At 31.4% G+C, this 23,978-nt stretch carries 19 protein-coding genes; 11 read left to right on the top strand and 8 right to left on the bottom strand.

Features of this window, described 5'->3' with window-relative positions:
- Nucleotides 1-70: 70 nt before the first annotated feature.
- From BUE95_RS01290 to BUE95_RS01255, 8 genes are all read right to left on the bottom strand, one after another.
- Entirely contained in the window at nt 71-1,738 is a 1,668-nt protein-coding gene (locus tag BUE95_RS01290) for a hypothetical protein (RefSeq protein ID WP_143165211.1), read from the bottom strand.
- Nucleotides 1,739-1,752: 14 nt separating this feature from the next.
- Nucleotides 1,753-2,943: a DUF4249 domain-containing protein gene (locus BUE95_RS01285; RefSeq protein WP_073580654.1), complete on the bottom strand. Its 1,191-nt coding sequence runs from the start codon at nt 2,941-2,943 to the stop codon at nt 1,753-1,755.
- A 2-nt stretch (nt 2,944-2,945) separates the two neighbouring features.
- Nucleotides 2,946-5,693 (bottom strand): TonB-dependent receptor, encoded by a 2,748-nt coding sequence (locus BUE95_RS01280; RefSeq protein ID WP_073580652.1) that lies wholly within the window; start codon nt 5,691-5,693, stop codon nt 2,946-2,948.
- A gap of 9 nt (nt 5,694-5,702) precedes the next feature.
- Nucleotides 5,703-6,419 (bottom strand): hypothetical protein, encoded by a 717-nt coding sequence (locus BUE95_RS01275; protein WP_073580650.1) that lies wholly within the window; start codon nt 6,417-6,419, stop codon nt 5,703-5,705.
- A gap of 138 nt (nt 6,420-6,557) precedes the next feature.
- Nucleotides 6,558-8,717: a polyribonucleotide nucleotidyltransferase gene (locus tag BUE95_RS01270; RefSeq protein ID WP_073580648.1), complete on the bottom strand. Its 2,160-nt coding sequence runs from the start codon at nt 8,715-8,717 to the stop codon at nt 6,558-6,560.
- 137 nt (nt 8,718-8,854) lie between these two features.
- The gene (gene rpsO, locus BUE95_RS01265; RefSeq protein ID WP_026711936.1) at nt 8,855-9,124 is read right to left on the bottom strand and encodes a 30S ribosomal protein S15; all 270 of its coding nucleotides are present in this window, start codon (nt 9,122-9,124) and stop codon (nt 8,855-8,857) included.
- A gap of 109 nt (nt 9,125-9,233) precedes the next feature.
- Nucleotides 9,234-10,478, bottom strand: coding sequence for a cation:proton antiporter (locus tag BUE95_RS01260; RefSeq protein ID WP_073580646.1), 1,245 nt, complete (start codon nt 10,476-10,478; stop codon nt 9,234-9,236).
- Between the two features lie 69 nt (nt 10,479-10,547).
- Complete coding sequence (locus tag BUE95_RS01255; protein ID WP_073580644.1) at nt 10,548-11,003, bottom strand: GAF domain-containing protein; 456 nt, start codon at nt 11,001-11,003, stop codon at nt 10,548-10,550.
- Between the two features lie 72 nt (nt 11,004-11,075).
- Between BUE95_RS01255 and xrtF the strand changes: the two genes are divergently transcribed.
- From xrtF to BUE95_RS01200, 11 genes are all read left to right on the top strand, one after another.
- On the top strand, nt 11,076-11,633 hold the full coding sequence (xrtF, locus tag BUE95_RS01250) for an exosortase family protein XrtF (RefSeq protein ID WP_073582352.1): 558 nt from the start codon (nt 11,076-11,078) through the stop codon (nt 11,631-11,633).
- Nucleotides 11,608-12,051: an exosortase F system-associated membrane protein gene (locus BUE95_RS01245; protein ID WP_073580642.1), complete on the top strand. Its 444-nt coding sequence runs from the start codon at nt 11,608-11,610 to the stop codon at nt 12,049-12,051. Before xrtF ends, BUE95_RS01245 begins: the two co-directional genes overlap by 26 nt.
- A 33-nt stretch (nt 12,052-12,084) precedes the next feature.
- Nucleotides 12,085-12,909 carry a restriction endonuclease gene (locus tag BUE95_RS01240; protein WP_073580640.1) on the top strand — a complete coding sequence of 275 codons (825 nt, stop codon included), beginning with the start codon at nt 12,085-12,087 and terminating at the stop codon, nt 12,907-12,909.
- An 11-nt stretch (nt 12,910-12,920) separates the two neighbouring features.
- Nucleotides 12,921-14,276 carry an MBL fold metallo-hydrolase gene (locus BUE95_RS01235; protein WP_073580638.1) on the top strand — a complete coding sequence of 452 codons (1,356 nt, stop codon included), beginning with the start codon at nt 12,921-12,923 and terminating at the stop codon, nt 14,274-14,276.
- Between the two features lie 45 nt (nt 14,277-14,321).
- Entirely contained in the window at nt 14,322-14,732 is a 411-nt protein-coding gene (locus BUE95_RS01230; RefSeq protein WP_073580637.1) for an HYC_CC_PP family protein, read from the top strand.
- Between the two features lie 56 nt (nt 14,733-14,788).
- Nucleotides 14,789-17,056 carry a TonB-dependent receptor gene (locus tag BUE95_RS01225; RefSeq protein WP_073582350.1) on the top strand — a complete coding sequence of 756 codons (2,268 nt, stop codon included), beginning with the start codon at nt 14,789-14,791 and terminating at the stop codon, nt 17,054-17,056.
- A gap of 25 nt (nt 17,057-17,081) precedes the next feature.
- Nucleotides 17,082-17,426, top strand: coding sequence for a heavy-metal-associated domain-containing protein (locus tag BUE95_RS01220; protein ID WP_073580636.1), 345 nt, complete (start codon nt 17,082-17,084; stop codon nt 17,424-17,426).
- A 116-nt stretch (nt 17,427-17,542) separates the two neighbouring features.
- Nucleotides 17,543-17,911, top strand: a complete 369-nt coding sequence (locus tag BUE95_RS01215; protein WP_143165210.1) for a hypothetical protein — start codon at nt 17,543-17,545, stop codon at nt 17,909-17,911.
- Between the two features lie 73 nt (nt 17,912-17,984).
- The gene (locus tag BUE95_RS01210) at nt 17,985-20,480 is read left to right on the top strand and encodes a YbcC family protein (protein WP_073580634.1); all 2,496 of its coding nucleotides are present in this window, start codon (nt 17,985-17,987) and stop codon (nt 20,478-20,480) included.
- Between the two features lie 3 nt (nt 20,481-20,483).
- Nucleotides 20,484-22,352: a proton-conducting transporter transmembrane domain-containing protein gene (locus BUE95_RS01205; protein ID WP_073580633.1), complete on the top strand. Its 1,869-nt coding sequence runs from the start codon at nt 20,484-20,486 to the stop codon at nt 22,350-22,352.
- Between the two features lie 15 nt (nt 22,353-22,367).
- Entirely contained in the window at nt 22,368-23,978 is a 1,611-nt protein-coding gene (locus BUE95_RS01200) for a SulP family inorganic anion transporter (RefSeq protein ID WP_084530207.1), read from the top strand.

Genomic DNA, 23,978 nt, shown 5'->3' with positions numbered 1-23,978 from the left:
ACGTAAGGGGTATTAAAAAAGTTACAGGGAACTATAATTTTTTTCAGTTTAATTAAAATAAGTTCGCAACTTATTTCACTTCGAAGTATTCTTTTATGGAAAGAGGTTCTCCGTTTATTGAAAATCCTTCTAAATTAATTTCATATTTTCCTTCTACATCTGAAGTGAAAAAATGGATTGGACTAGCTGTTAAGCTTACATTTGTTTCCCAAGCCAGTTGAAATCTGAAATCTGGTAAACGTGAGAAATCTTTTTCGGTTTCGTAGTTTATTGATTTATAAACTTTGTCTAGATTAGTCCTTTCGATTTGAATCGGTAAAATATTTCTCGTTTTCGGATTGTATTCTCTATTAAATGTTGTAATCGAAATTAAACCGCTAAATATTTTTGAACCGTAAGCATATGCTTTGTTTACAATGCTTATTTTGTAGATATTTTTAGTATTGTAATTAAAGAGTTCGTTTACATCTTGTAATAACATTCCGTCTACTAAAACTAACGCACTTCCAAATGATTCTACAGATGTAGCATGGTTTCTAATGTGTAATGAGTAATTCCCTTCATTTTCTTTAAAATAAACGGATGGAACTATTTCAATAATTGTCTCTTTGAAAGTAGAAAATCTCTTATAATTATCTAATATGAAGTCTTTTGCGATGAAATTGTAAAAAGGAATAAAATTTACGGGCTTTGTGATTAAACTATCTTTTGTACTGTAAGCATTTACAATTTGACAAGCAACTAATCGTGATTCAATGTCTTTTATTGAAGTTTCTGTGAAATTTAAATTATTCTTAAAAGGTGTAATTATTTCAGCTCTTGCAGGTGGATTTATCTTAATTTGAAAATCATCTATTTCATTTTCTAATACTTGAAGAATTATATCTGATTTTTTTTGTTCCTTATCTAAAATAAAATGAAATTCTCCATAATTATTTGTCTTAACAATTTTAAAATCAAAAGGCTCACCTATAACCGACATTCCAAGATGCTTTTCTTTTATTGTTTTTAAATTGTCGTTTGAAGTTAGTTTACCAGATAATAATTCCCCTCTAAGTTCGGGTAAATAGCTAATGGAGCTAGAATAAATAAATTTGTCTATGCTGTTATTAATAAAATCCTTACTATGAATTTTATTCCCAAATGTCAATCCATCAATTCTTCTCACAGATAATGAATAATTTCCGATTTTAAATTTTTCAGAATTTAAAATAATATCTAATAATACTTTTTCTCTTTTTGAATAGTTGTTTTTAAGTTTAATTGTTACATCTTCATTTTTAAAATTAACATCATCACTTTTTATCGTTTCTGAAGGGGTAATAGAAATATTATCTGTTTTGTTTTTAAATGGTTCAAAAGGGTTTATTATTGCAATATCAGTTTCAAAATATTTTGATTTAGGATTGTTTAGCATCCAATTAGTGTAGGCAATTAATTTATAGTTTCCTGTATTGAAATTGGTATTTATGAAAATTTCATTTGCACCTATACCATTATTTAAAGTAATTTTATTTCTAGAAATAGTTTTGCCATTGGGATCGCTAATTTCAACGTATGCTATTTTACTAATTTTACTTAATTCTTTTGAATTTGCATTCAAACAATAGATTTTATAAAGAAGGGTTTCTCCTGTTACAAAAGTTGTTTCATTTGTATGAAGAAAAATAGCTTCACTTTCAAAAAAAACATTTTGTGTAAAGCACTTTGATAACCATCCTATTGTTACAATTAACATTATTAAGTATTTTTTCATTGCCAGAAGGGAGGTATTACGTTAGAAGAAAAATAGGTGCAATTTCCACATATAAGTTTTACTAATTTATAAGTTGCTCCAGTATTTTCGTAATAAATTAGCTGATTTGAATTAATATAAGATTTCATGGCATAAAAACCATTATTAAAATTAAGTGTATTAAAATCTCGAGAATTAAATGTAAGCGTTTCACATTCGAAAAGGAAACCAGGAGGATCTGTACCAGGAAATATATCTTCGTAATTAAAAAATATTCTTTCACTCGAAATGCTAGCAATGTCAAAAAGTCCTACAACTATTTCATTTGGTTGTTGTAAACATGAAATGTTACTTGGAATTAATCCTGGTTGAACTTGAGATAAGCTACTTCCTTCATCTGATAAGTTTTTTAAGGTTTTATAAAATTCAAAAGAGATTGCGTTATGGATGTATTGATGTACAATTATACTATATCTATTTGCAATTTTATAATTAGATTGAGGAACAAAATGTATAGGAAAGTTTAAAATTCGATCTTCAATTGAGTTAGAAGTATTTTCTAAAATTATTCTCTTAGAAATTTCATTTGAGTAACAAGTTTTAGTTTCACCATCTCTTGGATACAATTCAATAGTATTGTTTGGTAAAATTCTAATATTGTTTGCCGACCAATAAGGTACAATTACTTTATATGTTTCTTCGAAGGTAAATCGATAAAAATTAGAAGTATTGTCAGGGTCAAAACTGTTGGCTTGAATTTCAACCCCATCAGTTCCTAAATCATTTGTTTTTCTTATTGCGACTATAGATTCTAAGTTTGATACTGAAGGAAGTATCTGTTCTGTAGAAATATATTTTTTTCCGTTTTCCGTTTCAATTTCTAATCTGTAAGCAACGTTTGGCAATGGTTCAAATTCATCAATTGAAACATATTTTTCATTTTCTTCTTCAAATAAAAAAACCGATCCGTTATCACCTAATACTTTAACGATAGCGTTTTGTTCTAAACTAGGTTCTCTTTCTTCTAAACGGTATGTTCTTGTTAATTTTACTTCTTGCTTTTTTAAGCCGTTTGTAAGCGTCGCTTCTACTACTAAATAATTTTGGTAATTACTAGATTGAAGTGCATACGGATCTGTACATGCATTACAAGCAATTAACACTACGTTTATTAGTAAAATATTTTGTATTTTTCGAATTGTTTTCATAACTAAAATTTAAAATTATAAGTAATTGTTGGAATTGGAATAGAAAAAATACTAGTTTGATAAGATTTTACTTTCCCTTGTTCGGTAACAAAATAAACAGAGTAAGGATTATTTCTTCCTAATACATTGTAAATGGAGATATTCCAGTAGCTATGAGCTAGCTTTTTAATTTTATGATTACCCTCTACATTGAATCCAATATCAAGTCTATAGTAATCGGGAACTCTAAATTCATTTCTATCGCTATATAAAATATATTGATTTCCACCAAATTCATAACTGCCAATAGGATAAGTAATAGGTCTTCCTGTTTGATAAATAAAATTTGTTGAAAGACTATATCTCTTAGTGAATTTATAGTTTAAAATAACACTTAAATCATGAGGTTTGTCAAAGTTTGTTGGAAAATAATCTCCATTATTTACAATTTCTTCATTAAATTGACTGTCTAGCTTGATGAGTGATTTTGAATAACTATATCCAATCCAGCCATTTAGACTGCCACTTGTTTTTTTTACAAGAAATTCAATTCCATAAGATTTCCCTTTTCCTTGTAATACTTCTGTTTCAATGTGTTCATTCAATATTAGTTCTGCCCCTATTTTATAATCTAAAATATTTTTTGATTTTTTGTAATATGTTTCAAGACTTATTTCATAGGGTTGGCCTTTAAAATTTTTATAAACGCCAAATGCAACTTGTTGACCAAAACTAGGTTTTATATTTAAATCTGCAAGTTTCCATGTGTCTGTTGGCGATTGTGTTGTGTTGGTTGAAAGTTTATGTAAATATTGATAGTTAGTATCGAAACTTAATTTTACTGAAATGGTTTCAGATAAAAGTTGTCTTAAGGCAATTCGATATTCTAATCCGTTATATGTTTTAATTGCTTTATTTTTTTTATAGGCAATTTCATTTGTTATATTGCCTTCAGTAATAGGAGCGTTTGCGATATATTTTCTTTGTATAGAGGGTCCTAGGGCCATGAAATTGGTATAACGCAATCCTAAGCCTACAATTAGCTTTTTGTTTAATGTTATGTTGTCTGTTATAAATAGTGAACTTTCTAAACCTTTTTCTTTTTGAATAGATTGGTATGTTAATAGTGAGTTTTCATCTGTTGGAGTAAGTGTCCCAGGACTTATATTGTATAAAGTTGAGTTTAAACCATATGTAAATTTATGTATGTTGTTGTAGTTGTATAAGCCTTTATATATTAATTTTGTTTCATTTACTTCAAATCCAAAATCAAATGATTTTTGATTATTTTTTTCAAAGTTAATTCCAAATTTATATTCAGAATTCGAAATTCCAAACTCTGCTTTATTTTTTTCATTAAAACTGTGTTTTCCATTTAATGTAATAATTCTATTACTGTAATTAAATGTAGAGTCAGAAGTTAAATTAAATTTGTCTTTACTATAATAAACAGTAGACTCTATAGCCGTTTTTTCGGAAAATTGATGATTGTATTTTAAAATCAAATCATAAAAAGATGCTTTACTATTTTTGATTTCAGGATTATCAATTTGCTTTAATATCCAATCAGAATACGTTGCACGACCTCCAAGTAAAATACTTGATTTACCTTTTACTAAAGGTGTACCAATGGATAAATTACTTGTAACTGGACCAATACCACCTTCTCCGCTAATTTTTTCTGAATTTCCATTTTTTGATTTTATATCAAATACAGATGATAGTCTTCCACCAAATTCAGCAGGAATACTCCCTTTGTAGATTTCAGCATTTTTAATAACATATGGATTTATCGATGAGAAAAAACCAAAAAAGTGTGAAGGATTATATATAGTGGCATTGTCTAGAAGGAATAAATTTTGATCTTCTTTTCCTCCCCTAACATTTACTCCAGCAGCGCCTTCGCCAGTAGATTTAATACCAGGAAGTGTTGTCGCTACTTTTAGAATGTCGCGTTCACCTAAAACCAAAGGAACGTTTTTTACATCTTCCATATTGATTGATGTAACACCTGATGTTATGCTTTTTATGTTTTTATCACTCGAACCTTCAATAATAACTTCGTTTAGTTCTGTAATAGTTTCATCTAATTGAAAGTTTTTTGTGCCATTTCCATATACTACTATAGTTAAATTTGTTTTTTTATGACTTGGAGCTTCAATTTCAATAGAGTGTTTTCCATAGGGCAACATTAATTTATAAAAGCCTTTGTGGTTTGTTGTTGTAATGACTTTTTTTTGGATTCTAATGTTAGCATCAGCAACAGGAGAGCCATTTTTTTTGGTCATTATAAAACCTGAAATTTCAAAGCTTACTTTTTGTTTTGTTACAGATTCTTTACCGACAACTATTAAGTTGTCATTATCTGTATTTGTATTACTTTTTTGAGTTTCCTTAATTAGTATTGGTTTAATGTTTATTGTTGCAATTTCATCTTTCTCAATAAAGTTTGTAGCTACTTTGTCATAAATAACACTATTTTGAGTAAGGATTATTTGGTTTTTGCTCAGATAAAAATTAAGATCAGTATCTTTAAAAATAAATTTTAAAATTTCGGCAACTGTAGTTTTTTCAAATTTTTCATTTACAACAATTATATTATCATCTAACCATTTTTTTTTATAAAAAAAGGTGTAATTGGTTTGTTTTTCTATTTGGTTTAATGCTTCGGTTAAATTTGAAGCGTTAATTTCTACTTTCACAATTGAGTCTTGTTGTGAAAAGATAGAAAAACTAATAAATAAAACAAAAATTGAAAGGGCTTTTTTCATGTCGATTTATTATGTAAAAGTTAGCTGGTCAATAAATCGTAAAAGTTTTTCAAAGAATTCTGTTTTATTGTTTTTTAATAGTTTTGAATTGTCGCTGTAAAACGTTTTGATTTCTTTTTTTAATATTGGAAATAAGTTTATCAAGTTGTTTTTACTTTCAACTGAATAATATAAATTATTTTTAAAAATTAAAAATTCATTATAAATTTCAAAATCGGTATAACTAGTCTGATTTTTAATGAGTTCTCTTCGGGTTTTTTTATGTTTAATATAAAAGATAAAATTTTTTCCCCTCCAATTTTCTTCATAATATCCTTTTATATCTGTTAAATTTTTATTTGTTGTAAGATTTAGATTTACAAAATTTTTATTGTTTAAAGTGAATTTAGATACTTTTTGTTGAACTAATACAATTCCAAAATTTTCAGATTCTCCATAAGGTTTAAAAACCAAAGCATCTTGATACGAATCATATTTTAAATTTACAGAATTATAAAACTGATTATCATAAATTAAAGCTTCAGAAGAATACTTATTGGAGCTATAAAACTGATGGGTGTCAAATGTTTTAAAAGTATTAAAATAAAAAACACCATTGTTTAAAGGTAGATTTTCTTTTCCAACGGTATTATCAAATAAATCTTCAATCTTATTTTGAGAATGTAAATTGCAATTTATTAATAGAGCTACCATAAAAATGATTATATAATATATTTTTCGAGTCATTTTTAATTTTTTTTATGCAATTTAACTATTTTTTACAAATAACAATGTTAAAATTATTCTTACAGAGTGTTTTTAAAATATAATACCCCAATTCATAAATTGAATTGGGGTATTATATTTTAGGCTGATAATAATGAATTAACCTTTAGGTTTGTCTTTCTTCTCGATAGGTTTTTCTTCTCTTGGAGGTCTTGGTAAAAGTGCTTTTCGTGACACTTTTTCTTTACGTGTTTTAGGGTCTACACCTAAGTATTTTACCATAAACACATCTCCCATGTTTACTACATCTGTAACATTTTCGGTTCTTTCCCAAGCCAACTCTGATACGTGTAATAATACTTCGTTTCCTGGAGCTTGAGTATATTCAACAACAGCTCCGAAATCTAACATTTTGATTACTTTTACTTCGTATGCTTCACCCATTACTGGTTTAAAAATGATAGAGTCAATTTTAGCTAAAACAGTTGCAATTCCCTCTGGACTTGTTCCTAAAATTTCAACTACCCCTTGTTCGTCTACTTCGTTGATAACGATAGTAGTTCCGGTAGCTTTTTGTAATTCTTGAATTACTTTTCCACCAGGTCCAATTAAGGCTCCAATAAAAGCGCCTGGAATAGTTCTTGTTATAATTTTCGGTGCTTTTGGTTTAACTTCGGCTCTTGGAACAGCAATAGTTTCGGTTAATTTTCCTAATATATGCATACGACCATCTCTTGCTTGACCTAAAGCTTGCTCCATAATGTCATAACGTAAACCATCAATTTTGATATCCATTTGACAAGCTGTAATACCGTCAGCAGTTCCCGTTACTTTGAAGTCCATGTCACCTAAGTGATCTTCATCGCCTAAAATATCAGACAATACTGCAAATTTTTCTCCATCCGTAATTAATCCCATGGCAATACCAGAAACTGGTTTTACCATTTGAACTCCAGCATCCATTAACGCCATTGTACCAGCACAAACCGTAGCCATTGAAGAAGAACCATTTGATTCTAAAACTTCAGAAACTATACGTATGGTATAAGGACAATCAGCAGGAATCATATTTTTTAAAGCTCTTTGTGCTAAGTTTCCATGACCTACTTCTCTTCTTGAAGTTCCTCTTAAAGGTTTTGCTTCACCTGTTGAAAAAGGAGGGAAGTTATAGTGTAAATAGAATTTTTCTTCACCTTGCTCGCTAGGTGAGTCGATTTGGTTTGCTTCTCTTGAAGTTCCTAGAGTAACAGTGGCTAAAGCTTGTGTTTCTCCACGTGTAAATAAAGCCGAACCATGAACAGAAGGTAAATAATCTGTTTCACACCAAATAGGTCTTATCTCGGTTGTCTTTCTTCCGTCTAAACGTAACCCTTTTTCTAAGATTACATTACGAACAGCTTCTTTATTCGTTTTGTAGAAATATTTACTTACTAAATCACCATTTTCAGCTAATTCTTCTTCTGTAAATAAAGCTTTTACTTCTTCTTTTACAGCAGCAAATTTTTCGCCTCTTTCACTTTTTCCAGAGGCTTCTTGAGCAATTGCATAACATTTGTCGTATGCGGCTGCCTTTACTTTGGCATAGATAGCTTCATCTTCTTTTTCACCTTCATATTCTCTGTAAGCAGGAGCTCCAATAGCTGCTCTTAAGCGCTCTTGTGCTTGAATTTGAATTTTGATAGCTTCGTGAGCAAATTTGATAGCTGCTACCATTTCTGCTTCTGAAATTTCTTTCATTTCTCCTTCTACCATCGCCACAGAATCCATAGAAGCTCCAATCATCATATCGATATCTGATTGCTCTAATTCTTCTCTACTTGGATTGATAACAAATTTTCCGTTGATACGTGCTACACGTACTTCGGAAATTAAGTTGTAAAAAGGGATATCTGAAACCGCTAATGCAGCAGAAGCTGCTAATCCAGCTAATGCATCTGGCATAACATTTTCGTCGTGACTCATTAATTGAATCATAACTTGTGTCTCAGCATGATAATCGTCTGGGAAAAGTGGACGTAATACACGGTCTACTAATCTCATAGTTAAAACTTCGCTATCACTTGGACGCGCTTCTCTTTTGAAAAAACCACCGGGGAAACGACCTGCTGCTGCAAATTTTTCACGATAATCAACCGTTAATGGTAGAAAATCTACACCAGGATTTGATGTTCTTGCAGATACTGCTGTTGCTAATAACATGGCATCGCCCATACGAACAACAACAGATCCATCTGCTTGTTTGGCTAATTTTCCAGTTTCGATTGTGATGCTTCTTCCGTCACCTAAATCGATAACTTCTTGGAATACTTTTGGAATCATAAATTTTTAATTCTAAATTAAACAAAGGGTCAGTTGTGTTGTTGTTGTGTGTGTAGTTGTTTGTAACCCAATGAAAAACCAAACTTTTTCTGTCAATATAAATAAAACAAAAAGGGGCACGAAGCCCCTTTAGTTGATTATTTTCTAATATTCAATTCTTTAATAATTTCACGATATCTGTTGATATCTTTCTTTTTTAGGTAGTCAAGAAGACTTCTTCTTTTACCTACTAAAAGAACTAACGAACGCTCAGTGTTGTAATCGTGACGATTTTTTTTCAAGTGTTCTGTTAAGTGAGAAATTCTAAATGTAAATAATGCGATTTGCCCTTCAGCAGATCCAGTGTTTTCAGCTTTTCCTCCGTGTTTAGCGAAAATTTCAGCTTTAGTTTCTTTTGTCAAGTACATGCCAATATTATTTTAAATGATTTTTATGTATGAATTGTATGGTTGCAATTCGGTTGCAAAGGTAGTTTTATTTTTCTAAAATACAAGGAATACCTTTTTAATTTTGAAATTAAGACAAATGGTCTTTTTTGTTATCAATAGATTTGAAAGATCTTTTTAGTAAGAAGGGGGTTGCAAGTGTAGTGATTAATCCCATAATTACTAATATTGAAAAAATTTCTGTATTGATAATTCCTGCTTTATAAGCGATGTTTGCAATTACCAATTCCATAATCCCTCTGGCGTTCAATCCAAAACCCAAAGCAAGCGAAACTTTATGATCCAATCTTGCAAAGCGCCCTCCTACATAACCGCCAATAATTTTTGATAAAAATGAAACGATTATTATGGCAAATAACAGCGGGTAGTTTTGAATGGATGAAAATTGGAATTCTAATCCTATTCCTGCAAAAAAAATAGGGGCTAAAAAGCCCATTGCCATACTGTTTGTAGTATTATGAAAGGTGTTTAAATGTTTTTCTCCTACTAACTCTTTTGAAATTAGCATCGAAGCAAAAAAGGCTCCAATAATAAAATGCAAACCTATACTTTCGGTAATTGTAGCAAAAATTAGTATAAAAACAAAAAACACAGCAAAAAGGGATTCTTTGCCTTTGAGTACGGATATTATTTTATTTAATTTGTTTTCAATAAAATTCTCTTCTTTTGAAACGTTTCGAATAATTCGATAAGTAACAATTACTAGAATCAGGAAACTGCTTAATTTTAAAAGGGTTAATAGTGTTGCATTAGTAATATTAAAGAAGGTTTGCTCAACGTCTTTAATGTCTAGTAAAATCCCTAGAATAGTAAGAGCAATTACATCATCAAAAATAGCTACTGAAATAATTTTTTGTCCGACAGGAGAATTTAATTTGCCTAAATCCATTAGAATCCTTATGCTTACGGGTAATGCAGTAATAGCAACACACAACCCAATAAAAATAGTTGACATTACATCTAAATCAAAATGCCTCCCTACAAAAAAACCAGCTAATATAGGAATAAAAAAAGCCAATACAGAAATTACGATATTTCTTCCTTTCATTGACTTGATGATTTCGTCCAAATTTATTTCCAAACCTGCAATAATGACCAGAAGGAAAACACCTAACTCAGAAATCACTTTCAATTCCTCTGTACGATGAATGAAATTTAAAATCGTAGGTCCTAATAGAACACCAGCTAAAATTTCGCCAATCATTGCAGGTTGTTTAAAACGCTCCATGATTTCACCAAAAAAACGTGCTAATACTAATAATAACAATAAATTAGCAAAGAAAGGAAGTTCTAAGCTTGGGACATTAAATTCCATAAAAAACCTGTGTCGTGAGGGTTATAATCACAACAAATGTATAAAAAAGAGTTAGTCGCAATGTGATTCTTAGAATAATTTTGCAACCTGTTCATTTACAAACTCTAAGAAGCGTTCATCTGCTGTTGTAAAAGGATCTAGCACATGAGAGTCGATGTCGATTTGTCCAATATTTAATCCGTTCACGAACAATGGAACAACAATTTCTGATTTAACAGTAAAACTACAAGCGATGTAATTGTCCTGTGCCTTCACGTCAGGAACTACAAAATTAGCATTAGATTCGGCTACTTGTCCACAAATTCCTTTTCCAAAAGGAATTACAGTATGGTCCGTTTCGGCACCAACATATGGCCCTAAATGCAATGTTTTGGTTTCGTGATTAGCAAAATAAAATCCTACCCAATTATAATAACTCACATTATTACTCAATAATTGACAGATTTCTTTTAATTTTTCATCACGTGAAATGGTTTCTTTTTCGATTATATTAGAAACAATAGGTTTTAATTCTTCAAATGTCATGGTGGTATTTTTTTGCAAAAGTATTTATTCTTTCCTATTAAAAAATCTATATTTTTGTTAAAAATCTATATTTTGAAAAAAACCATTCGTCAAAACAAACTTTTTTTTAGCTTCCTAATAAAGTTTTTACTTTTTTATGTGGTATTTACGTTTGTTTACAAAATATATTTGACTCAATACAATGCCGAAAATAAAGAATTGGATTTTTTTACAGAAATAGTCGCTAATCAAGCAAAGCAACTTATGTTGCTTTTTCATGACGATATTCAATTTATCAAACACGATAAAGAGGCTTCCTTCAAAATTATTTTTAAAGAAAAATTTGTGGCGCGTGTTATTGAAGGTTGTAATGCGATAAGCATTATGATATTATTTTCAGCTTTTGTGTTTGCATTCGCAACGCAATGGAAAAAAACGATGCTTTACATAGGCATTGGGGTTTTTCTAATTCATATTTTAAACATTATTAGAATTGCATTGCTTTCTTTCGCTTTGTATTATTATCCAAAATATGAAGCATTTTTACACGGAACTATTTTTCCTCTTTTCATTTATGGAGTCGTTTTCATTTTGTGGGTTTTATGGGTAACCAAATTTTCGGGCTATGTTAAAAGAATTACTGCGAAATAAGAAAAGACTGTTTTTTATAGGATTGGCTTTGTTAGGACTGATTTTAGTAAGAGCTTTGGAGGACAAGTTGTTTTATGATCCTTTTTTATCCTTTTTTAAAATAGATTATTTAAATAAACCAGTACCCGATTTGAATCGTTATTTGCTATTCGAAAACCTGCTTTTACGATATACCTTAAACACATTTTTCTCTCTAATTATCATTCGATTCCTTTTTAACGAAAGGAATTTAATGATTCTTTCAGGCTACCTTTTTCTTTTTTTGTTTGTTGTATTAATAACCATTTTCTTTGGATTACTTCATCTTTTTAAAGAACCTGATTATTTAATTTTGTTTTACATCCGACGATTTTTAATTCAACCGCTCTTTTTAGTACTTTTTATACCTGCTTTTTATTATCAACAAATTTCTCGTTAAATTTTTATATCTTTAGGTATTATTTAAGGCGAAATGAAAGTTACAAAATATTCAGGTGAACTGGTTCATTACGACGAACAGAAACTAATCAATTCTCTACGAAAATCGGGAGCCGATCAAGCCATAGCGGAAACTATCATAAAAAAAATTGAAAGCGAAATGTATGAAGGTATTTCTTCAAAAAGAATATACAAGCGTGCTTATCAATTACTGAAGAACATCTCTAATGTTCATGCTGCGCGCTATAATCTTAGAACGGCTTTATTAGGACTTGGTCCTGCTGGCTTTTTCTTCGAAAAATTTATAGCAAAAGTAATGCAAGAACAAGGTTTTAAAACCAAAGTTAGCGTTACGTTAAATGGAAAGTGTATCTCCCATGAAATCGACATTTTACTTCTCAAAGATGAGATTCTTACCATGGTTGAATGTAAATTTCATTCAGGTCAAGATGCGAAAAGTGATGTAAAAGTGCCCATGTATATTTTCTCTCGATTTAATGATGTGAAGGATAAAAAGTATGATTTGTTTTCGGCTAAACGAATTATTTCCAAGTGCATCATAGTAACTAATAACAAATTCACCACTGATGCTATTCAGTTTGGAGAATGTTCGGGTTTGAATATGTTGAGTTGGGATTATCCACAGAAAAATGGTATAAAAGAGTTGGTTGATAAATACCGTGTATATCCTGTGACTTGTTTGACTACTTTGACTAAAGCAGAGAAAGATCAACTACTCATTTTGGATTGCATCACCGTAAAAGATTTAATTCAACATCCAGACTATTTGAATACAATAGAACTGAGTCATAATCGCATCAAAAATGTACTTAAAGAAGCGAATCAATTAACAAATTAAAAGCAAAAATCATGAAAATTCATTTTTTAGGTGGTGCCGGAACTGTAACAGGTTCCAAAACGTTAATCGAACACAATAATCTACGAATTCTGATAGATTGCGGGATGTTCCAAGGAATAAAATCTTTGCGCGAATTAAATCGAGAACCGCTTTCCATTTTACCTGAAACAATTGATTTTGTAATTCTTACTCACGGACATTTAGATCATTGTGGTTGGTTGCCAAAATTAGTTAAAGAAGGTTTTAATGGAAAAATTTTCTGCACCCGACCTACGAAAGAAATTTCGCGATTGATTTTATACGATAGTGCGAAAATTCAAGAAGAAGAAGCTAAAAGAGCAAATGAAGAACATTTCTCAAAACACGATCCAGCAGAACCTTTATATACAGAAGCAGAAGTAGATGCTGTAATTCCGAAGTTTCGTGTAGTGGATAAAGATTTGGATGTAAAATTAGATGATGCTGTTTCGTTCAAATTCTTCTATGCAAGTCATATTTTAGGCGCATGTTCGATTGAATTAACAATAGATGGAAAAGTTTTGGTTTTCTCAGGTGACATTGGTCAAGATGATGACGTACTAATGTTTCCGCCTCAAAAACCGAAAAAAGCGGATTATGTGTTTTTAGAAAGTACCTATGGAAATCGTCTTCATCCACAAACCGATGCTTTATTTGAATTGGAAACCATCATTAACAATACATTCAACAAAGGAGGAACCGTTGTGATTCCTAGTTTTGCCGTGGAGAGGGTACAGACGATGATGTATTTGATTTGGCAATTGAAAAAAGAAGAACGCATTCCAAACATGCCTTACATCATTGACACGCCTATGGGGATTAGTGTTTTAGATGTCTTTAGAGATAATCGCACATGGCATAGACTTTCTTTTGAAGATTGTGACGAAATGTGTAAAGTTTTTACCTTAATTTCCGATTTCAAAGACAGTATGAATGCAGTTTACGATAAAAAACCAAAAGTAGTCATTGCAGCAAGCGGAATGATTACGGGTGGAAGAGTTTTATCATATTTAGAACATTTAGTTGACAAACCAGAAACCACAATAACTTTAGTAGGCTATCAAGCAGAAGGAACACGCGGTAGAAAATTATTAGAAGGGGCTCAAGAAATCAAAATTTACGGAAATTATTATCCAGTTCTGGCAAATATAATGTTGATCGAAAGTTTATCTGCTCATGGAGATCAAAATGATTTATTAAATTGGTTGTCCGAATTGGAAACAAAACCTAAAAAAGTATTTATGGTACATGGAGAAAATGAAGCAGCAGATGAGTTGCGATTAAAAGTACAGGAACAATATGGTTTTGATGCGCAAGTGCCGTTTTTAGGACAAGTAATTGAAATTTAGTAAATTTTAACGGATTTTTATTTTCTAATTCCTAAATTTGTACCGATGAATTTCAAAAAGCACATAAGTACAGTTCTCGCTTCGCTACTATTACTTGGTAATTTAGGGTTAAGTTTTGCGGTTCATTATTGTAAAGATGAAATTGCATCGGTTTCCTTTCATTATCAAGAAGAAGAACCTTGTGTAGAGGAGATAAAGTCTTGCTGTGCAAAAGAAAATTCTCACGATACTTGTTGTTCTAATAAACTAATCAAGGTTGAAAAAAAGACGGATGATATAGTTATTAAATCGTTTCAATTGGATTTTGAACCTTTATCAGTTCTTACTACAGATTGGAATCCTAATTTTGTTGCGCTACAGCCATCAATAGAAGCTTCAAATCATATTGCTTTTTATTGTGATTCCCATGCGCCACCACTCTATGAACTTTATTGTCAATTGGTTTTTTACGCATAATTTTATTGTTTTTTATTCTACAAATCAAAGAATTAATAACAATAAATCAATCAATTATGTTTAAAAAAATAGCGTTTTTGCTATTCTTTGTTTCTCAATTTTTATATGCTCAAGAAACTATTAATGGAATTGTAAAAGACGAAAATAATCAACCTTTATTAGGAGCAAATGTTTTTTGGTTCAACACTTCAATTGGAACCACAACAGATGAAAACGGGAATTTTAGCTTAAAAAAAGTACCTGAATCCACTTTTTTAGTTGTAAGTTACATTGGTTTTGAAACCAAGAAAATGGAAATTACTTCAAATACAATTGTTGTAATTTTAAAAGAAGTTAATACCTTAAAAGAGGTTGTGATTTCTAAAACAAAAAGAGGAACTGAGCACTCTTTGTACAAAGTTCAAAACATTCAGGTCATGGGGCAAAAAGAGTTGTTGAAAGCAGCTTGTTGTAATTTATCTGAAAGTTTTAGTACAAACCCTTCCATTGATGTTAATTTTTCAGATGCTGTAACAGGAAATCGTCAAATTAAGATGTTAGGATTAACGAGTCCGTACATTTTAATTGCTGAAGAAAATATTCCTTCGGTTCGTGGCGCTTCTCAAGCCTATGGTTTATCTTTTGTACCTGGAACTTGGGTTGAAAGCATTCAAATTACCAAAGGAGCTGGAAGTGTAATCAATGGTTATGAAAGTATTTCCGGGCAAATTAATTACGAAGTTTTAAAACCTGCAGATGATATACCTTTTTTCCTAAATGCTTACGCCTCGCAAGATGAGCGTTATGAAATTAATACGCATTTTAATAATAAATTCTCCGATAAATTAAGTTCAACCTTATTCTTACATGGAAACACACGTGTGGGTAAAAATGATATGAATAAGGACGGGTTTTTAGATGGTCCAATTGGTAAACAAGTCAATATTTTAAATCGTTGGCAGTATACCGATGCTGAAAAGGGCTTAGTGAGTTTTCTAAATGTTCGCTACATGAACGATGAGAAACAAGCAGGTGAGACGGACTATAATCCTAACACAGATAAGTTTACTACAAATGCTTGGGGAAGCGAGATCAATACAGAAAAAATTGAAATCTCAAATAAAACGGGTTACGTCTTTCCTGATATGCCGTTTCAGAGCTTTGGATTCCAAAATTCATTTCAGTCACACAAACAAGAATCCTATTTTGGATTAAGCCAGTACAACATTCATCAAAAAAGTTTTTATTCTAATCTTTTATTCAATTCGATTATCAATAACACAAAGAATAAATTCACAACTGGTTTAAACTTCTCTTATGATGATTATAACGAATTTGTAGCACTGAATTTCAGTCGCGATTTTTCAAGAATTGATAATTCTGTTGGTGCTTTTTTTGAATATACCTATGACAATACCGATAATTTTAGTCTGGTAGCCGGAGCAAGGATTGATAATCACAATCGTTTAGGGACGTTTATCACCCCGAGATTGCATCTTCGATACAATCCTTGGAATAATGCTGTGGTAAGAGCTTCGGCTGGAAGAGGAAAACGCGCAGCCAATATTTTTGCAGAAAACCAACAATTGTTTGCATCCAATAGAAGTTTTTCAATTTTGAATTCGGAAGGAGAATTATATGGACTGAATCCTGAAATTGCATGGAATTATGGTTTGAGTTTCATTCAAAAATTTAAACTGTTAGGAAAAGATGCTGAAGTTATTTTAGATTATTATAGAACAGATTTTCAAAATCAAGCGGTGGTAGATGTGGACCATTCTCCACAGGAAGTATTGTTTTATAATCTAGAGGGGAACAGTTTCGCTAATTCCTTTCAAGCGGAATTTTCAGTTGACTTGATGACGCATTTGACCTTTAAAACGGCTTATAAATACTATGATGTACAGACGCAATTCACAAGAGGACAATTAGAACGACCATTACAAGCAAAACACCGAGTTTTTGGAAACCTTGCCTATGAAACTCACATTAACGATAAAGGGCAACAATGGAAATTTGATGTAACTTACAATTGGCTTGGCGAACAACGTTTACCTTATACACAATCCAATCCAGAGCAATATCGCTTGGATGAGTTTGCACCTTCTTTTGGAACGTTAAATGCTCAAATTACTAGAACATTTTCAAGTAATTTTGAAGCATACATAGGAGGGGAAAATATGACAAATTACAAGCAAATGAATGGAATTGTTCAAAATGAAAATCCTTTTGGCATTTATTTTGATAGTAGTATGATATACGGACCAACTTTCGGAGCCATGTATTATGTAGGTATTCGTTTTAATATAAAAGACAGAAAAGAGAATTATAAAATAGGAGAGTAATCTTAAAAATATTAAATTAAAAAAAATGAAAAGAATAGTTTTATTAGTGTTGGCGAGCCTTTTTTCACTAACAATGGTTGCACAAGAGAAAAAAAGCAAAAACAAAAGAGTAGAATTTAAAGTAGCTGGAAATTGTGGTATGTGCGAAAAGCGTATTGAAAAAGCCGCATATTCGGTTAAAGGAGTTAAAAGCGCTGAATGGCATGTTGAAGATCAGGATATTCATTTAGTAATAGATGAAACAAAATGTTCTGCTGCTGCTGTGGCAAAAGCAATAGCCGAAGTAGGACACGATACGGCTCCAGTAAAAGCCCAAGATGCTGTCTATGATAAACTTCATGGGTGTTGTAATTACGAACGAATGAAATAATTTAAAATCCGATTAGAAATTTCTAATCGGATTTTTTTTAAAATTTATCCAATTTTAATTAATTGAATTCAAATATACGATACATTTGTAATCACTTTAGGGATTAAGCGTTCATTTTGAAAAAAACAATACAATTATCTTCAACCTTATTACTCACATCTCTTATGTGGGCTATTTGTATTGTATCTAATGTCTCTCCAGATGTAGCATTAGTCTTTCCAGATGAGTTTCAAAAAAAGAATACCCCTTCTGATTTTTCACATTTTCATACCATACAAGTTGAAGAAGGTGAATTTGTTATCATTGAATCAGAACCTGAGTTTGAAGTGGAGTTGGATTGGTTTTCAATTCCGTCAAAATCTTTTAACATTGGTAAAACATCAATAAAAGAGTATTCAAACTCGTATACGACAACATTATTTTCTTCAAAAGAAATTATTCCACTTTACGATTTATATTGTAATTGGAGGTTTCATCTTTCTTAATACACCTTTACTTTTTTTACATCATTTGTTTGATTGTGAATGTTCACTGTGTATTAATTTATTTCATTAAGCAATGAAAACAAATACCGTTGGTTTTGACGAACACGAAGTTCTTCATCACTTAACTCATTATTTACCAGCTCAAAATCCCTTGAAAGACTTTGTGCACCACAATACTTTGCATGCTTTTCAAAGTAAAAAATTCCACGAAGCATTGCATGAAGCATCTACAATTTTTGGTTACAAAACGTATTTATCAATAACTGATTTTAGACAACGATTTGCTAATAACGAGATCAATGAAATTGTTTTAGATGCTATCATTATAAAAGAAAAAGGATTGGATAATCTTCAAGCCTGGAAAGAAAAATTACTGAAAACCAATTATGACGAATCCATTTCTCCAAGAATTGGAAGTTTACGTTCTAATTGGAATAAATATTACGCTATAAATCTTGAAAAATCAACGCATGGTTTGTTGTTTCGTGTATTGTGTAGTTATTTGGATCAAGGGGTTGCTATCTGGAATTTTCCTATCCATGATAAAGGATTTTTAGCTTCCATTAGAGAATTAGAAAGAAATACTTTTAAAGGAATTTTTACTTCTGACAGAGCCAAAAAGTTATTACAAGAAGACGCTTCCATTACACAATTATTAGAATTAATTGTTGGTAAAGAAGAATTATTCGAACAATATTTATTCGATCAACAATTCGGTCATCCAGGTTGGAGCGGCATTATTGCGACTATTGAAAACAATCCGAGTTCTTTATTAGATTCGAGACAAATTACGTTAGAGGAATTAATAAAATTCGAATTACTTCTTGAGATTGATACTTTAGATAGTAAGTTCAACAATATATGGGCTCCATTAGGATTTAAAGTTGAGAACACCAATTTTTTACTTTTTGAAAAAGTAGCATATAGCGAATTATTCGATGTTTTATCGCTTTGGCAACAAGCATTCGAGTGGAATTTCTATGATTCTGTACTGTCAAATGTTCAAAACGTAAAAGAAGAAGAGTTGGAGCAAATACCAAGTTTTCAAGGTATGTTTTGTATGGACGATAGAGAATGTTCGTTCAGAAGACATATTGAACATATTGATAAAAATGTTTCTACTTATGGAACGGCAGCTTTCTTTAATTTCGAATTTTTCTATCAACCAGTAAATGGAAAATTTTATACTAAATTATGTCCAGCTCCTGTTACTCCAAAATTCTTAATCAAAGAGGAACACAGAAAGAAAAAACAGGCTATAGATTTGCACTATCACAAACAATCGCATTCGTTGTTTTTGGGTTGGGTAATTAGTCAAACGTTAGGTTTTTCATCAGCACTCAAATTGTTTTTGAATATTTTTAAACCTTCGATGTCGCCAGCTACAACAGCTTCATTTAAGCATTTGCATAAAAAATCGAAGTTGGTCATCGAAAACAAAGATGCCAATCAAAGAGAATCTGATTTGCAAATTGGTTTTTCGGTTGAAGAAATGGCGAATAGAGTAGAAGGTTTGTTAAAAAGTATCGGATTAGTTTCGAATTTTTCGCCATTAGTTTATGTGGTTGGACACGGAGCAACAAGTATCAATAATACGCATTATGCGGGTTATGATTGTGGTGCTTGTTGTGGTAGACCAAGTTCGGTTAACGCAAAAGTTGCTTCGTTTGCAGCTAATCATCCAGAAGTGAGAGCTATTTTGAAAGAAAGAGGAATTGATATTCCAACTTCAACGCAATTTTTACCGGCTTTACATGATACGACTCGTGATGAAATTGCTTTTTATGATGAGGAAACTTTATCTGAAAATAATAAAGCTTTGCACCAACAAAATGGAATCACATTTACAAAAGCTTTAGATAACAACGCAAAAGAACGTTCAAGACGATTTGATACAATTGATACTTCAGATACTTTAGAAAAAGTTCACGAAAAAGTAAAACGTCGTTCATTATCTTTATTTGAACCTCGTCCTGAATTAAATCATGCAACGAATGCAATGTGTATTGTTGGAAGAAGGAGTTTATCAAAACAATTGTTTCTAGACCGACGCTCTTTTTTGAATTCGTATGACTACGAAGTAGATCCTACAGGAGATTATTTAGCCATTATTTTAGGTGCAGTTGCACCAGTAGGTGGCGGAATTAATTTGGAATACTATTTTTCAAGAGTTGACAATCAAAAATTAGGAGCGGGCTCTAAGTTACCTCATAACGTAATGGGATTAATTGGAGTTGCCAACGGAATTGATGGCGATTTACGTCCAGGTTTGCCAAGTCAAATGATTGAAGTGCATGACCCAATTCGTTTGTTAGTAATTGCAGAGCATTTCCCTGAAAAAGTAATGTACGCTATTTCAAAAAATCCAGCTACTTACGAATGGTTTAAGAACGATTGGGTAAAATTAGTTGCGGTTCAACCTGAAACTAAAGCGCTTTTTGTTTTTGAAGAGGAAAAGTTTGTTTCCTATCAACCTATTCAAGCTGTAAATTTCATTAGAGATGAAATGCAATTGATTGCAACCACAAAAGAGAATCTTCCAGTAGGAATAATTACTAATACCCTTTAAGTCATGAACGAGTTGTTGCAATATTTTATAGGATTACCGTTATTAGGTTTTGTAATTAGTTTGTTTTTTCCTGAATCTAAAGAGAAGGCCATCTCATCGATAGCGTTTGGAACGGTTTTTTTACAATTAGTTGGATTAGTAACTTTTATCATTTTTTGGATAATTGACGGTGCTAAAGATTTGAATTTAATAGAATTGTCGATATTAAAAACAGCTCATTATGAGTTTTTTATCGATTTCTATTTTGATCAAATTTCTGCTGTTTATTTATTCATTGGAGCTTTATTAACTTCTATGATAACTACGTATAGTCGCTATTATTTACATAGAGAAAAAGGATACAAACGTTTTTTTAATACGGTTTTGCTTTTCTTTTTCGGATATAACTTAGTTGTTTTATCAGGAAATTTTGAAACCTTATTCATTGGTTGGGAAATCATTGGAATTTCATCTTTCCTTTTAATTGCATTTTATAGAGAACGTTATTTACCCGTTAAAAATGCTTTCAAAGTATTTTCAATTTATAGAATTGGCGATGTCGGATTGTTATTAGCGATGTGGGCAAGTCACCATTTATTTCATGAAAATATTACCTTCATGAAGTTGAATAATTACGAATTGGTAAATGAGCATTTGCAAAATCATTCTATCATCGGAATATTCATCGCACTTTGTTTGGCATGTGCTGCTGCTGCAAAATCGGCTCAGATTCCGTTTTCGTCTTGGTTGCCTAGAGCTATGGAAGGTCCAACGCCTTCGAGTGCTATTTTCTATGGTTCGTTATCGGTACATTTGGGAGTGTTCTTAATGTTGCGAACATTTCCATTTTGGGAACATCAAACTACCATAAGAATCGCTATCGGATTAATGGGATTAACGACAAGTTTGGCGGCAACTTTAATGGCGAGGGTTCAATCGTCTATAAAAAGTCAAGTAGCGTATAGTTCTATTTCTCAAATTGGAATTATATTCATTGAAATTGCGTTAGGTTTTGAAACATTAGCATTAATTCACTTTGCCGGAAATGCATTTTTGAGAACGTATCAATTATTAGTTTCTCCTTCAGTGGTGAGTTATTTGATTCGCGACCAGTTTTACAATTTCAAACCACGAGAAAAAGCAATCGAAGATTCGTATCCAAAGAAAATAGAATACACACTTTACATTTTAGCTCTGAAAGAATTCAATTTGGAAGGATTTCTAAATATGGTATTATGGAAACCATTGAAAGTCATAGGTAAATCGTTAGATTTTTTGAATATCAAGAGAATTTATTTCTTTTTTATTCCACTATATTTAACGGGATTCATAACCTATAAATTCAAAGTAGATTTACCACAACAACTTATTTTGGTTTTACCCGAAGTTTTCGCTTTCATTGGGTTGGTATTCGTTTTTAAATCATTTTCAGAACGAAGAAGTCCGTTTTTAGCATGGATTTTAATTATAATGAATCATTTTTGGATTGCTTTAGCCATTGTGTTTAATGACAAAGTAAGTGTAAGTGAAATTGCCTATTATCTAGCTGGAATTATTGTTGCGGGAATCATTGGTTATGTAGCTTTATTACAGCTGCAAAAATTAGAGAGAAAAATTCTGATTAGTCAGTATTTAGGACATGTTTACGAACATCCTAAGTTTGCTTTCTTTTTCTTATTAGCGACCCTTGGAATTACGGGTTTTCCAATTACAACAACTTTCATCGGAGAAGATTTGATTTTCAGTCATATCGATAGCAATCAACTTTTCTTAGCCTTTTTTGTAGCATCTAGTTTTGTGGTTTCAGGTATTGCCGGAATCCGAATTTATGCTCGTCTTTTCTTAGGGCCTCATGTTAAAACGTATCATGAGTTGCCTTACAAATCATCTTAATTTATTCGAAAATATATGAACACAAAAATAAAAAAATATATACCTGCTGATGGATTAGCAGGCTTAAAAGAGAATTTCAAAACCGATGCTATTTCAGGTTTCATCGTGTTTTTATTGGCATTGCCATTAAGTTTAGGAATCGCAAAAGCTTCTGATTTCCCACCAATTATGGGATTAATCACGGCTATTATTGGAGGTTTAGTAGTTTCATTTTTCATGGGTTCTCGATTAACGATTAAAGGTCCAGCAGCTGGTTTAATCGTAATTGTTGCTGGAGCTGTTGCCGAATTTGGTCAAGGAAATAACGAACTAGGTTGGAAATTAGCGCTTGGAGCAATGGTTGTTGCAGGAGTAATTCAAATTCTTTTCGGAGTTTTGAAATTAGGAAAATTAGCCGATTTCTTTCCGCTTTCTACTATTCACGGAATGTTAGCTGCTATTGGAATTATCATTATTGCCAAACAAATTCCAGTTTTATTGAATGATAATCCAGCTTTAGCTAAAGGAATGGGACCGATAGAATTGCTTTTAAATATTCCGAAATTCATCATCAATTTAGATGCAAAAGCTTCGATTATTGGAGTAGTGAGTTTGGCAATTATGTTGGGTTGGCCATATATCAAAAACAAATCGATCAAAATGATACCAGCTCCTTTGGTGGTATTGTTATTTGCTATTCCATGTGAATTATTTATGGATTTTGCACATACAGAACCGCCTTATGCTTTAGTGAAAATTGGAAATTTAGTAGATAATATCAATTGGAATGTCGATTTTTCAGGAATTAGTCAAACGGGACTATTTATTAAATATGTAATTATGTTTGCCTTGGTTGGTACTTTAGAATCTTTGTTAACTGTAAAAGCCATCGATTTATTAGATCCTTTCAAAAGAAAATCCAACACAAATAAAGATTTAATCGCAGTAGGAATTGGAAACACATTAGCAGCAATTTTAGGTGGTTTACCAATGATTTCTGAAGTTGCTCGTTCTTCATCAAATGTAAATAACGGAGCAAAAACGCGTTGGGCTAACTTCTTTCACGGATTTTTCATCTTGGTTTTTGTATTGTTAGCAGCACCTTTATTAGAGATGATTCCAAATGCAGCACTTGCAGCCATGTTGATTAGTGTAGGAATAAAATTAGCGCATCCAAAAGAATTTATTCACATGTTGCACATTGGAAAAGAGCAATTATTTATTTTCACGATTACGGTTTTGGTCACTTTATTCGAAGACTTATTATTGGGGATTTTTGCGGGAATGTTAGTAAAAATGATTATTCATGTGGTAAATGGAACACCAATTTCTTCGTTTTTTAAAGCGCCAACAGTAGTTTCCTTTGTAAATAACGAATATAGAGTTGAAATAAGTAAGGCCGCTATTTTCTCTAATTATTTGGGGATTAAAAGAAAGTTAGAAGAAATTCCACCGGGGTACCAAGTGTGTATTTGTTTGAAAAAAACTAAGTTGGTTGACCATTCTGTAATGGAAAATTTAGAGTATTTTAAACATGATTATGAAGCTCATGAAGACGGGGGAACGGTTACAATTATTGGTTTGGAAAATCATAAAGCCTTATCTTCGCATCCAAAAGCCTCTAGAAAAAATTTAATTGTACAATAA

It is taken from the genome of Flavobacterium cucumis (genome assembly GCF_900148835.1).
In the GTDB taxonomy this organism is placed as follows: Bacteria; Bacteroidota; Bacteroidia; order Flavobacteriales; family Flavobacteriaceae; genus Flavobacterium; species Flavobacterium cucumis.
This window is presented reverse-complemented; position numbering and strand designations above follow the sequence as displayed.